A 12,699-nucleotide genomic window follows, 5' to 3' on the forward strand; every position below is an offset into this window, starting at 1 on the left:
CAACGGGGTTACGGTAATCTAAACGAGGCAGCTAACGAACTGTATCGACTGAGCCGTCAGGCAATTGATTCTGAAGTGCTGGCCATAGAACGTAGCGCTGACCAGCTTCGCGCTACTGTATTACAGTCCGCATTAGTGATTCCGGCTTCCTTATTAATTGCACTGCTTTTTGTTAAGTTGCTGATGCGACCAATAAACCAACTGAAGCCTCAGATAGGCCGACTGCAGGAGGGCAACTTTGACCAACCTGTCACCGTGGAAGGAGTACAGGATATTCAGGAGGTAGCGCAGATTCTGGATGCTATGCGCTTAAAGCTGCTGGATCTGGAGCAACAAAAAAGTCACTTTATCCGGCATATCTCTCATGAGTTGAAGACCCCACTGGCTGCCATCCGCGAAGGAGCAGAACTTTTGTATGATGGTACGGCGGGTGCCCTGAATCCTGCTCAGCAAGAGGTTTCGGGTATTATCCGAACCAGTGTCAGTCGTCTGCAGTGTCTGATTGAGGACCTACTGAACTTCAATATGGTGTTAGATAACAGCTCCGCCCTCAAACCACAGTCCAGTTATCTGTCATACAGTTTAGAACGTGTGCTGAATGATCGGGCCTTGGAGATTCAGGGTAAAAACTTACAGATACAGTTACCGGAGAATGACTTCAAGATGCCCTTACATCCTGAACACTTGCGGGTAATTCTGGATAATTTGCTGTCAAATGCGGTGAAGTTTTCACCGGCTCAGGGCAATATACAGATCTGTGCAGAGTTGGATGTGCATGTATTTTTGCTGAATGTCATTGATCAAGGTCCGGGAATCCCGAAAAATCAGCGTGAGCAGGTATTTGAGCCTTTCTTTCAGGGCAGCGTTCGTGCCGATGCAAAAATCAAAGGGAGTGGACTGGGGCTGACGATTACTCGCGAGCTCGTGCAAAAGTATAATGGCCACATTCAACTAATGGACAGCCAGAAAGGCTGTCATTTCAAGATAAGCTTGCCCCACTCCGGGGTGGAGAAGATTATTCATGTTTAATTTAAGTAGCAAGTGTTTAGGGCTTATCTTGGCGACGATACTGTTGTCTGGATGCGAAACGTTGCCCTTCCTGCCACAAAATGAACCGCTGCCGGTCAATCAACCAGTCAGTGCTGAAGGGTACTATAAAAAGATAACTAAACTGGACAGCACGGGGATAAAGACTGAAGTCTCTCATCAACAACAATTAGCTGAGACAGGTGATGAGCAAGCGGCGATTCATTTGGTCATGCTTTATAGTTTACCTGGCTCGCCGCTGAAAAATTCGCAACTGGCAAGAAGCCATTTGCGCCAGTATTTGCAGAAGCAGTCAGATGATGATTTAGGGCTTCTGCACTTGTTATCTGATCAGTTGGATGAGCAGATACAACTACAGCGAGAGTCAACGGAGCTGGACGAAAAAATCCGGCGCCTACAGTCTGATTTAAAGAAAGAGCAAAGAGACAGGGAATGGTTGCAGAAACAGAAACAATCTTTGGAACAACAATTGCAGCAATTAAAAGCAATTGAGAGAAATATTCTGAAGAGGGAAGCTGAAACCAATGGTAAATGAGGTAGCAGACAAGCGGGTTTTAGTCGTGGATGATGATCCATCCTTGTTGAAACTAATCAGTATGCGTTTGCTTGGCGCAGGTTACAAAGTGGAAAGTGCCGACAGTGGCAAACAGGCATTGGGCATCATGGAGACCTTTAATCCGGATCTGGTTATCAGCGATCTGCGTATGGAGGGTATGGATGGCATGGCTTTGTTTGGTGCGACGCGGGAGCGCTACCCAGGCATGCCGGTAATTATTCTTACAGCGCATGGCACTATCCCTGATGCAATAGAAGCGACTAAAAAAGGCGTATTCTCTTATCTGACAAAACCCTTTGACAGCCAACAATTGCTCACCGCCACAGCTGACGCAATCCGCTTGCATCCTATGGGGAGTGACGATAACCGCCAGACTGACGACAGCAATTGGCGTAGTGCCATTATCAGTCGCAGTGCCAAGATGGAAGAACTGCTACAGCAGGCCAGGCAAGTGGCAGACAGTGATGTCAGTATTTTAATAAACAGTCAAAGTGGTACGGGTAAGGAATTGCTGGCCAAGGCCATTCACTTGATCAGTGACAGGGCCAGTGCACCTTTTGTGGCGGTAAACTGTGCAGCCATTCCCGAATCCCTATTTGAATCCGAGTTGTTTGGCCACACCAAAGGTGCATTTACCGGCGCAAATCGCGAGCATGTCGGCCTATTTCAGTCGGCAAATGGTGGCACCTTGTTCCTGGATGAAATTGGTGACATGCCTCTGAATTTTCAGGTGAAACTGCTACGAGCGCTGCAAGAGCGTGAAGTCAGGCCGGTTGGCGCAACACAGCCTATTAGCATTGATGTGCGGATTATCAGTGCAACTCACCGCAACCTTGAGCAAGCCATCCAGGATGGAGAGTTCAGGGAAGATCTGTATTACCGCCTGAATGTCGTGGAACTGAGATTGCCACCACTGGCAGAGCGTCGCGATGATATTCCCTTGCTGGTGAACCATTTCCTTAACCAGATATTGTCTCGCAGCAGAAAGCAGGTAACCGGCTATTCGGATGAGGCAATGGAGCTGCTGATTGCAGCGCCTTGGCCTGGTAATGTCAGGCAACTACAAAATGTGGTTGAGCAGACGGTGGCTTTATGCAGCGGCCCACTGATTCCGGCGGAGCTGGTGCAAAAAGCCCTGCGTGATAAACCCAGCTCTTTACCTTCCTTTGCCCGTGCCCGGGACGAGTTTGAGCGCCGATATCTGGCAGATTTACTCAAAGCTACCACTGGTAATGTGACCCAGGCTGCAAGAATAGCAGGTAGGAATCGCACCGAATTCTACAAACTGCTGGATAAGCATCATTTGTCCCCGGAAGCGTTCCGGGAATAAGTCTTCAGTGGTCAGTAATCAGTTGGCAGTAATCAGTTGGCGGAGCAGGGGCGACCTGAACTGCCAACTGTAAAGTAACCACGGATATTGAAGCTATTGTTGTTGGGCTTAAGCCCAACCCACAGTGGGTCGGACTTGAGTCCGACGGGATGTAAGCCGTCGGATCAAAGTGGCCAGTAATCAGTTGTCAGTTAGCAGAAATCCTTTGACAGAGCATGAGGGCGGGTCAGACTAAACTGCCAACTGCCAACTGCCAACTGCCAACTGCCAACTGCCAACTGCCAACTTATTTAGGTTCTATGGCACGGATATGCTTATGCACGGATATCATTGAGCCGGCCAGACCCAGAAAAACGGATAATCCCAACATGGTCAGCAGGGCATCGCCTTGCAGGCCGTCGAGACTAAACTGGGTTTGATACAATTGCGCCACTTTGGCAATGCTGTCACTCATCCACCATAAAAGTAGTGCTACGGTAACCCAGGCCAGTAAACCGCCAAGCAAACCATACCAGAAGCCGGTGTAGAGAAACGGACGTTGAATAAAGGCATCGGTGGCGCCAACCAGCTTCATGACCAGAATTTCGTCGCGCTTATTGAGGATATTTAAGCGTATGGTATTGCCAATAATCAGTACCACCGCCAGAAATAATAACAGCGCAATGACGCTGACCAGTTCTTTAGCAATACCAACCAGGCCATGTAAGCGTTCCAACCACTGAATATCCAACTGGCCGACTTCTACTTCACGCTCTTTGCGTAATTTATCCAATAGCAGCCCTGCGGCTGTGGGGGACGTATGTTTGCTGGTGGGGGTAACCAGTAAGACGTCGGGAAGAGGGTTATCGTCCAGGTGGTTAAGGGCATCACCAAAGCCGGACAATTGCTTAAATTCATCCATGGCCTGACTTTTGTCTATATGCTCAACCTTTTCAATCTCTGGCCAAAGTCCAAGCCGGGTTTGTAATTGGTGAATATCGCCAATCTGCGTACTGCGATGCAAGAACAGCGTGATCTCTGAAGCCTGATCCCAGCCTGCGCTGACTCTTTCGGTATTCTTCAACAATATATACAAGGTACTGGGTAAGGTAATGCTCAGCCCCAGAACTGCGATGGTCATCATTGACGCCGCGCGGTTGCGCCACAGTTCACCTAAACTGGCCAGGGCCTGGCGTATATGGCTGACAAAAAACATGGTGAGTTGCTGTAATGGTGAAATACCCACCCGTTCAGCCCCCTGGGCACGACCTTTAAATAGCAGGCTCATCGTCGTCTCCTGGCCATTCTTCTGTTAACCCGTCGGTGATCATCTGGCCTTTCTTTAAAGTCAAAGTGCGATACTTCATGCGGGCTATCAGTCCCAGATCATGGGTGGCAATAAGTACCGCAACGCCTGCCTGGTTAAAGTCTTCGAAAAGACGGATGATCTCCAGTGATAGCTTGGGATCCAGGTTGCCGGTGGGCTCATCCGCCAAAAGCAGTGGCGGCTTGTTCACTACGGCCCTGGCAATGCCAACACGCTGCTGTTCACCACCGGACAGGGTAATCGGCAGGCAGCGGCTTTTATCCGCCAGTCCCACCCTTTCTAGCACTGCACCAACACGCTTTGCAATTTCCTTATGCGTATGGCCCTCGATAATCAGCGGTAGAGCCACATTGTCAAATACAGATTTGTCCATTAACAATTGGTGGCTTTGAAATATCATGCCGATGTCACGGCGAATAAAAGGCACTTGGCGGCGGTGGATGACATTCAAGTCGTGACCGTTGATCAGTACCCTCCCCACTGTAGGGCGCTCCATAATACTGATAAGCTTCAGCAGTGTGCTTTTTCCTGCCCCGGAATGGCCTGTTAAAAAGGCCATTTCACCTGGTGCAATATGGAAATTAACCTGGCGCAGGGCTTGCTGACCGCCGGGATAAGTCTTACTGACCTGCTCAAAGCGAATCATGGTCAGTCCTTTTCGCTGAACAGGGCTTCAACAAACTGTGGTCCGTCGAAGGGGCGTAAGTCGTCGATACCTTCACCCACACCAATATAGCGGATGGGCAAACCAAATTGATCGGCCAGAGCAAATATGACGCCGCCTTTTGCGGTGCCATCCAACTTGGTCAGACACAATCCTGATAAACCGACTGCCTGATTGAACAGTCGGGTTTGGCTGATGGCATTCTGTCCTGTGCCTGCATCCAAAGTCAGCATGATTTCATGGGGGGTGTCTTCATCCAGTTTTTTCATAACCCGCACGATTTTTTTCAGCTCTTCCATCAGGTTATCTTTGTTTTGCAGACGGCCAGCCGTATCGGCAATCAATACGTCGATATTGCGTGATTTGGCCGACTGCAGTGCATCAAAGATAACAGATGCGCTGTCAGCGCCGGTGTGCTGAGCCACCACTGGGATCTTGTTGCGTTCCCCCCATGTTTGCAGTTGCTCTACCGCAGCGGCTCTGAAGGTATCTCCTGCAGCCAGCATCACGCTTTTACCCTGCTGCTGAAATTGTCTGGCCAGCTTACCGATAGTAGTGGTTTTACCCACCCCGTTAACACCGACCATCAAAATCACAAAGGGGCCGGACGATGAGGGGATTTGCAAAGGTTGGCTGACTCCCTCCAACATTCCGGTCATTTGTTTTTTTAACAGGCTAAACAGAGCATCACCATCGCGTAACTCATTGCGTTTGGCGCCCTCCGTCAGTTGTTTGATAATAGTGCTGGTGGTATTGATGCCCACATCGGCAACCAACAGCTGAGTTTCCAGCTCCTCAAACAATTCATCGTCGATTTTTTTGCCTCGAAACAAACTGGCAATACCGCTGCCAATATTGTTGCTGGTGCGGGATAAACTTTGCTTGAGTCTGGCGAAGAATCCGCTTTTACTTGCAGGCTCAGGCTCAGGCTCAGGCTCAGGCTCAGGCTCAGGCTCAGGCTCAGGCTCAGGCTCAGGCTCAGGCTCAGGCTCAGTTATTGGTTTAGCAACATCCTCGTCGACAGGCAAAACGGTCTTGTCATCAGATGATGGGTCTTCCTTGAGCGTCTCTATATGTTGTTCTGGTTGAGTATTATCTACTTCCTGTTTATTTGATGTGGCTGGCTCCTGGATGGGGGCGTCTGGTTGGGCCGCAGGGGTTGGCTTGTCGTCTGCTGGTGCCGGTTTATCTTTTTTGAACCAGCCAAAAAACTTTGACATGAGCGTTAGAGATCCTTTGAAAAACGTTGGGTTATCGGCCCTGGCCGATTAGACTGTGCGCAATCATAGCATTTCTTGAATTGACAAATGAAGCGAGCTGTAAAACGCCCGGCCTCAGCCATGGGCAGTATTCGCATTATTGGTGGACGTTGGCGTGGCAGAAAGTTACCGGTGCTGGATGTCGAGGGGCTTCGTCCAACGACCGACAGAACCAAAGAGACCTTGTTTAACTGGTTGGCTGCGCATACCGCCGATAGCCGCTGTCTGGATGCCTTTGCCGGTAGTGGAGGATTGGGTTTTGAAGCTTTGTCCCGGTTTGCTGATTCGGTAACCTTTGTTGAAAAAGACCGTCAGGCTGCTGAGCTGTTAACCAAAAATATCCAGCTTGTTGGGGCGCAAAACCAAGCCAAAGTGATAAACACCTCGTTACAGGTTTTTCTCGCACAATGTCAGCAAGGATTTGATCTGGTCTTTCTTGACCCACCCTTTCACCACAATCTGCTGGTGGAGGTCATACCATTATTGACGCAATATAAACTGCTGAATCCCGCTGCGCTTATTTATGTTGAGGCGGAACTTGAAGCGACTCTGCCTGTCCCTGATTCATGGCAGCAACTTAAGCACAAGCAGACCAAACAGGTCAGTTATCAATTATTTCAGTATCTGGGGTGAGAAATGCAAAAGCCTAATGGCACTGGATTGACCAGAATATGGCGCGCAGCAATCTGTTCAGTGGACGGTATAGGGTATGCGTTTCGCCACGAAGCTGCATTTCGTCAGGAGCTAATGCTTTGTGCCGTGATGATCCCATTGGCTTTCTGGTTAGCCAACACACCGGTTGAACTGGTGCTGCTAACTGGACCGTTAATATTGTTACTGGTGGTGGAATGTATTAACAGTGCAATCGAGGCGGCTATTGACCGAATCAGCACAGACAGGCATCCATTGTCAAAACAAGCCAAAGATCTGGGGTCGGCAGCAGTGTTTTTCAGTATGCTGATTATACTGATGTCCTGGCTGGCGATTGCCCTGCCAAAAGCATTCTAGTGTCGCTGTTAATCAGATTTCCAGGCCGATATTGCTGATACCTTCTTCCACCGCCATAGTGCGTAAAGCTGTTATGCTATTTTTATCTCTGGGAAGTGTCTCAACCAAGTCCAGTAATTCATTTTGAAAGGCGACTTCCCATTGCATAAGTGGGTGAGCTTTAATCTGTTTAGCGTCTAGTTCATCTTCGCTGGTAGCCTCAATAAAGGCTTCTACCGATCCCTGAGAAAGCTTACTGATCACCACCGCGCCCTGTGCATCTTCGCCCATCATCAACTGTAATAAGGCTGCAAAAGACATGCAGAGATCGATAGCCGGATAAACACCGTAAGTGTCAAATTCATTGGCGTCCGGGGTGGCTTCTTCTATTCGTTCCAGATGCACCGCCAGGTTTAATTTGGCTTTTGGATTGGCCAGCCAGTCCCATACCGCATTCAGACTGTTGCGATACTGTTCCGCATCACCAAATTCACAGACTTCGCAGAACAGTAAATAATTCGGCAGGCTGCGTTCTACCAGCGTGGCACCAAAGGCCACTGCCTGCCAGCCTTCCAGCGTGCGTACTCGTTGAAAAGTGTTGAGTTTCATACGCTGTGCTCCAAATACTTAGCTATGCCGTCCAGGAACATCTGTATTGATATCATCGCCAGAATCATCCCCATAAGACGTTCTACTGCCGTTAATCCGCGCTCACCCAGTAAGCGGTGGAATAAACCAGAAAACATTAGAATGGCCGACGACGCCAGCCAGGCAGAAACAGCTGCAATGGTCCAGTCAGTCATGCGGCTTGGGTCCTGATTGGCGATCAGAATCAATGCGGCCAGCAAGGAGGGGCCTGCAACTAATGGAATAGCCAACGGCACCAGAAACGGCTCTGAATCAGAACTATGGCCAACCGGACCGCCGGGTTGAGGGAAAATCATCCTGATGGCAATCAGGAACAATACTATCCCTCCGGCAATACTAACCGTTTCCTGACGTACGTTGAGAAAATCCAGTACTGCCTGTCCGCTATACAGAAACAGCAACATAATGGCCAGGGAAAATAATAACTCACGCGCCACAATATAGCGTCTGCGACGTGATGGGATCCCCTTGAGTACGGACATAAAAATGGGCAAATTCCCCAAAGGATCCATAATAAAAAACAACATAATGGCGGCAGACCAGGTATCCATTGATTTCCCAGCAGTAGAGTGACATTCTTTTAGTCTGTCTATTATCTGTCAAAAGCGGCAGACTTTCAGTAAGTTAATTGAAAAGACCTGAATCAGGGCGCATTAGCCACAGGTTTAGTGCATAAATGTCTATCCGGCAGCAGGTTGTCTGAATTGGGCGGACTATAATGAATCAGAATTCTTATAATAAAGAGGAATACAGCAATGAGTTTGATGTCGGTGTCTGAAGTGGCCGAGTATCTGGGAGTGCAAGAGATCAGGGTGGAACGTCTGGAACGGGAAAGTCTCTTGGTGGCAAGAGATAAAGATGCAGAGGGGAAACCGTTGTTTGACAGCGAAGATGTACGCAAATATAAAGAGTTTGCCGAACGTCTGGGCGGAATTTAATTAAAAAGGGAAGCCAGTCGCTTCCCTTTTTAATTCCATTGCAATTCCAGCTAGTTTAGCTGGAGGTTGTCATTTTACTCATTAAGCTTCGAGCAGCGCCCTGGCGATGGTACGAATGCCTTGTGCTGTAGCACCGGCAGGCATGGTGTTGGTGGCGGTGTTATTAAATGCCGCAGCTAAATCCATATGCACCCAGCCCTGGCCTTGATTGGGCACAAAACGAGACAGAAAGCCTGCCGCATTAGAGGCACCACCCGCACCGCCTCCTTTCATGGGGCGACTATTAGCCGTATCCGCATAGGGGGATGGACACATTTCCTGATGCCAGTTTTCTAAAGGTAACGGCCATACAGGCTCCATTTCCTGCTCAGCATAGGTTTGCATTTTCTGCTGAGTTTGATGATCCAAACCAAACAAGGCATGGTATTCACCGCCCAGTGCCATCACGGCAGCTCCGGTCAGGGTGGCGGCATCGATAATCAATCCTGCACCGGTTTCTCCGGCAGCCAGCAATCCGTCCGCCAATACCAGACGCCCTTCAGCATCGGTATTGACGATCTCCACGGTCATACCGTTTTTGTAAGTCAGAATATCGCCAAGCTTATAAGCATGGCCGCTGATCAGGTTTTCGGCGCAGCATAAGAACAGCTTCACCCGCTTGTTTAAGCCTTGCATAATGGCCAGACCCAGTGCACCGCTTACCGTTGCAGCCCCGCCCATGTCACACTTCATGGTCAGCATCCCTTCACTGGCCTTGATACTGTAGCCACCGCTGTCAAAGGTAATGCCTTTTCCCACTAATGCGGCGGCTACTGGTGCATTGGCGTCGCCGCTGGGGTTGTAGTCCAGCTCTAATAATACGGGAGGTCTGCTGCTTCCCCGGCCCACATTATAAATACCGGTCCAGCCGGCTTGTTGTAATTCCTCGCCAACCAGGGTTTTCACTGTGACGGCTTGTGGTGCCAGTGTGGACAACCATTGGCTGACTTCATTGGCCAGACTTTGTGGATAAATATCCTCGGGAGTGCGGTTGACCAGATTACGGGTAAACAGCATGGCTTGATACATTTGGCTCAGCTTATCCTGATTGGCATCACTGACCCATTGAATATGATTCTGCTTTTTCGCCGTGGTGAAGCTACCGGCGAAGGCCCATTGCTGTTCAAGGCTCCAGTCATCTGTCAATTGTACAGATTCAATGCCAATGCTATCCAGTAATCTGGCGGCTTTACGTATACTACGGATTTGGTCTTTGTCAGAGCCTGACAGGTGAATGGTGGCGGACTGGCTATCAAAAGAAACCGGTGCCTTGCTACCCCAATGACTGTCGGGATTGGAAGCGCTAAGTCTGACTTGCAAGCTGGACATGAAATACTCCTGTTGTGCTATCCTGAGCGGCTTTCGAGCTCAGGCTATTTATTTCATTCTACCAGTTAAGGTACTGCTCTCAAGCTATGCACTTTGAATCCCCTTTGCTTTGCGGCAAGCTGATTAAACGCTATAAGCGTTTTCTGGCCGATGTGGAATTGGACAGCGGTGAGATTGTCACCGCGCATTGTGCCAATACCGGCGCCATGACGGGCTGCGCTGAGCCGGGTTTCAGGGTTTGGCTGTCTTATCATCCCGATCCCAAACGTAAGCTGGCATATAGCTGGCAACTGGCACAAGACTTTCAGAATCATTGGATTGGCATTAACACCTTAAATGCCAACAAGCTGGTGGAAGAAGCGATATTCCAACAGCGGGTTAACGCGCTGTGCGGCTATGAGTCAATTCGCCGGGAAGTAAAATATGGGCAAGAAAATAGCCGCATTGACTTGTTGCTGAGCAAAGCAGGGGAACCGGACTGCTATGTTGAAATAAAATCCGTGACCTTACTCGACGGTCGGCGAGGATACTTTCCTGACGCTGTTACTTTGCGCGGACAGCGTCATTTGCAGGAACTGACCTGGGTGGCGAGCAACCACGCGCGCGCAGTGTTGTTTTTTTGTGTTCAGCATACCGGTATCCAATCTGTACAGGTGGCCCGACATATTGACCCGGCATATGCAGCGGCATTGCAGGATGCATTGGCCGCAGGTGTTGAAGTGATGGCCTACAGCTGTACCTTTGATGCCGAAAAAATTCTATTAAATCAACCACTCGATCTGATTCTCTAATATTGAGGGTTGATTTTTACCCGTCAATAGCCATATAAGGCTACTGATTTTTGGCAGTACGGCATTTGACGTGGCCCTGCAGCCTGGTCAAATGATATAAATTGCCTGGCAAGGGCCTTTCTGCTATAGATAGCCGCTTGCTTTAGCTCTGAAAGCTGTTTAGGAGACTTGGCTGATGCCAACAGAAAATTCACATAAGTCACTCGGATTACTGGCCCTGGCCGGTTTAGCTCCTTATCAGGAGAAAGCTGGCGAGGAGTACATGAATGAGGGGCAACTGGAACACTTCCGCCGCTTGCTGAAAGCGTGGCGAGACCAGTTGCGAGAGGAAGTGGATCGTACAGTGCACCATATGCAGGACGAAGCGGCCAATTTCCCTGATCCGGTCGATCGCGCTGCCCAGGAAGAGGAATTCAGCCTGGAGTTACGCACCCGTGACCGCGAGCGCAAGCTGATCAAGAAAATTGAGAAAACCCTGAAGCGTATCGAAGAAGACGATTTTGGATTTTGCGATGCCTGCGGTATTGAAATTGGTGTGCGTCGATTGGAAGCCCGTCCTACTGCGGATCTTTGTATCGATTGTAAGACCATGGCAGAGATTAAAGAAAAGCAAATGCAGGGCTAAATATTGCCTTGCTGTTTGCGGATGTGCACGTAGATTGCTGCTGCGCAAGCCCGGCCGAACGGGTCGGGCTGACTGCCTCTTAAAGACGGTACCCTTCGTCTTACTTGTTGAAAAAGTCCAGCATGTCTTCACTCTGCCCGTCTGCAGTAAGTCTTGATGATAAAGCATGCTTAGCGACAAATACCCTGGCATGATTCTGATCAACACCGCTCATGTCTGAATATTCTGCTTACATAGGGCGTTTCGCGCCTTCCCCTTCTGGTCCTTTGCATTTGGGCTCACTGGTCGCTGCACTGGGCAGTTTCCTGCAAGCAAAAAGCCATCAAGGGCGATGGTTGGTCAGAATAGAAGACATAGATCCTCCTCGTGAAATGGCCGGTGCTGCAGAGTTGATTCTTGAGCAATTGCACGTCCACGGTCTGAAGTGGGACGAACCGGTGATTTTTCAAAGCACACGCAGCGAATATTACGATGGTGCATTAAGGCAGCTTCGCGATGCAGGTATGAGCTATTTTTGCCGATGCACCCGCGCTGAAATCAAAGCCCAGGGGGGGCATGTTCGTTGTCAGGCAAAGGGAACGGTGGAAAAAGGTTCTGCCATACGATTTCTTAACCAACAGCCGTTACTGGAGTTTGACGATGGCCACCTGGGGCGCATCAGCGTTAATCCCGATGTGGCCCAGGAGGATTTTGTTATCCGCCGTAAAGATGGCCTTTATGCTTATCAGTTAGCAGTGGTGGCAGATGATATTGCCCAGGGCATTACCGAAGTCGTAAGAGGTGCCGATCTGTTGGAAGTCACGGTATTGCAATTGGCGTTATACAGAGGCCTGGGCATCAATCCGCCGGCCTGGTTACATCTGCCTGTGGCTTGCCTGCGGCCAGGTCAGAAACTAAGTAAACAAAATCACGCGCCGGCTTTGGATACCCGTAAGGTCCTGGATAACTTGCGCAGTGCCCTGCAAATACTGGGTTTTGCGCCTGCCAGGTTGGCTGAGTTTGCACAGGCTGAAACGTTGCTGGAATGGGCTGTAAAGAACTGGTCGGTCAGACAATTGCCTCCCCAGCGGGAGTGGCTGGTTGAGCTCTGACCTGTCTGATTCTCTTTTTTGCTTCGCTGGTATATTATTAGCGCCCATTTTTTAGGCTTAAGGGCTCCGTAGGAGACAGCATTATTATT

15 protein-coding genes are annotated in these 12,699 nt (G+C 49.6%); 9 read left to right on the plus strand and 6 right to left on the minus strand.

Annotated features, from left to right (window positions below):
- The 3 genes from CSR04_RS22550 to CSR04_RS22560 all read left to right on the plus strand — a co-directional run.
- The coding region (locus CSR04_RS22550; RefSeq protein ID WP_102798610.1) for a HAMP domain-containing sensor histidine kinase at positions 1–1,029 on the plus strand (1,029 nt) is incomplete at its 5' end.
- Positions 1,022–1,582, plus strand: coding sequence for a hypothetical protein (locus CSR04_RS22555; protein WP_146027233.1), 561 nt, complete (start codon positions 1,022–1,024; stop codon positions 1,580–1,582). The genes CSR04_RS22550 and CSR04_RS22555, both read left to right, overlap by 8 nt.
- Positions 1,572–2,933: a sigma 54-interacting transcriptional regulator gene (locus CSR04_RS22560; RefSeq protein WP_102798612.1), complete on the plus strand. Its 1,362-nt coding sequence runs from the start codon at positions 1,572–1,574 to the stop codon at positions 2,931–2,933. The genes CSR04_RS22555 and CSR04_RS22560 overlap by 11 nt, the downstream gene beginning before the upstream one ends.
- A 286-nt stretch (positions 2,934–3,219) precedes the next feature.
- Here the strand turns inward: CSR04_RS22560 and ftsX are convergent, their stop codons facing one another.
- Genes ftsX through ftsY form a run of 3 tightly spaced genes read right to left on the minus strand, consistent with a single transcriptional unit; the run spans position 3,220 to position 6,123 of the window.
- Complete coding sequence (gene ftsX, locus CSR04_RS22565) at positions 3,220–4,200, minus strand: permease-like cell division protein FtsX (protein ID WP_102798613.1); 981 nt, start codon at positions 4,198–4,200, stop codon at positions 3,220–3,222.
- On the minus strand, positions 4,184–4,885 hold the full coding sequence (gene ftsE / locus CSR04_RS22570) for a cell division ATP-binding protein FtsE (protein ID WP_102798614.1): 702 nt from the start codon (positions 4,883–4,885) through the stop codon (positions 4,184–4,186). Before ftsE ends, ftsX begins: the two co-directional genes overlap by 17 nt.
- 2 nt (positions 4,886–4,887) lie before the next feature.
- Positions 4,888–6,123, minus strand: coding sequence for a signal recognition particle-docking protein FtsY (ftsY, locus tag CSR04_RS22575; protein ID WP_102798615.1), 1,236 nt, complete (start codon positions 6,121–6,123; stop codon positions 4,888–4,890).
- 87 nt (positions 6,124–6,210) lie between these two features.
- Between ftsY and rsmD the strand changes: the two genes are divergently transcribed.
- Entirely contained in the window at positions 6,211–6,795 is a 585-nt protein-coding gene (gene rsmD / locus CSR04_RS22580; RefSeq protein ID WP_102798616.1) for a 16S rRNA (guanine(966)-N(2))-methyltransferase RsmD, read from the plus strand.
- A gap of 3 nt (positions 6,796–6,798) precedes the next feature.
- Complete coding sequence (locus CSR04_RS22585; protein WP_102798617.1) at positions 6,799–7,170, plus strand: diacylglycerol kinase; 372 nt, start codon at positions 6,799–6,801, stop codon at positions 7,168–7,170.
- Positions 7,171–7,182: 12 nt separating this feature from the next.
- On the opposite strand, the gene CSR04_RS22590 is transcribed toward CSR04_RS22585, so the two are convergent.
- Together CSR04_RS22590 and CSR04_RS22595 are read right to left on the minus strand one after the other, a co-directional pair.
- Entirely contained in the window at positions 7,183–7,758 is a 576-nt protein-coding gene (locus tag CSR04_RS22590) for a YjaG family protein (RefSeq protein ID WP_102798618.1), read from the minus strand.
- Entirely contained in the window at positions 7,755–8,348 is a 594-nt protein-coding gene (locus tag CSR04_RS22595; RefSeq protein ID WP_102798619.1) for a YhgN family NAAT transporter, read from the minus strand. The genes CSR04_RS22590 and CSR04_RS22595 overlap by 4 nt, the downstream gene beginning before the upstream one ends.
- Positions 8,349–8,552: 204 nt before the next feature.
- Here CSR04_RS22595 and CSR04_RS22600 point away from each other — a divergent pair, with 204 nt between their 5' ends.
- Positions 8,553–8,735: a helix-turn-helix domain-containing protein gene (locus CSR04_RS22600; RefSeq protein WP_102798620.1), complete on the plus strand. Its 183-nt coding sequence runs from the start codon at positions 8,553–8,555 to the stop codon at positions 8,733–8,735.
- 81 nt (positions 8,736–8,816) lie between these two features.
- Here CSR04_RS22600 and pepB read toward each other — a convergent pair whose 3' ends face one another.
- Entirely contained in the window at positions 8,817–10,103 is a 1,287-nt protein-coding gene (gene pepB, locus CSR04_RS22605; RefSeq protein WP_102798621.1) for an aminopeptidase PepB, read from the minus strand.
- An 86-nt stretch (positions 10,104–10,189) separates the two neighbouring features.
- Here pepB and sfsA point away from each other — a divergent pair, with 86 nt between their 5' ends.
- From sfsA to gluQRS, 3 genes are all read left to right on the plus strand, one after another.
- A complete protein-coding gene (gene sfsA / locus CSR04_RS22610; protein ID WP_102798622.1) occupies positions 10,190–10,894 on the plus strand; it encodes a DNA/RNA nuclease SfsA in 705 nt (234 codons plus the stop codon).
- Positions 10,895–11,069: 175 nt separating this feature from the next.
- Complete coding sequence (dksA, locus tag CSR04_RS22615; protein WP_102798623.1) at positions 11,070–11,519, plus strand: RNA polymerase-binding protein DksA; 450 nt, start codon at positions 11,070–11,072, stop codon at positions 11,517–11,519.
- A gap of 212 nt (positions 11,520–11,731) precedes the next feature.
- On the plus strand, positions 11,732–12,610 hold the full coding sequence (gene gluQRS, locus CSR04_RS22620) for a tRNA glutamyl-Q(34) synthetase GluQRS (protein ID WP_102798624.1): 879 nt from the start codon (positions 11,732–11,734) through the stop codon (positions 12,608–12,610).
- The last annotated feature ends 89 nt before the right edge of the window (positions 12,611–12,699 follow it).

It is taken from the genome of Bowmanella denitrificans (assembly GCF_002887595.1).
In the GTDB taxonomy this organism is placed as follows: Bacteria; Pseudomonadota; Gammaproteobacteria; order Enterobacterales; family Alteromonadaceae; genus Bowmanella; species Bowmanella denitrificans.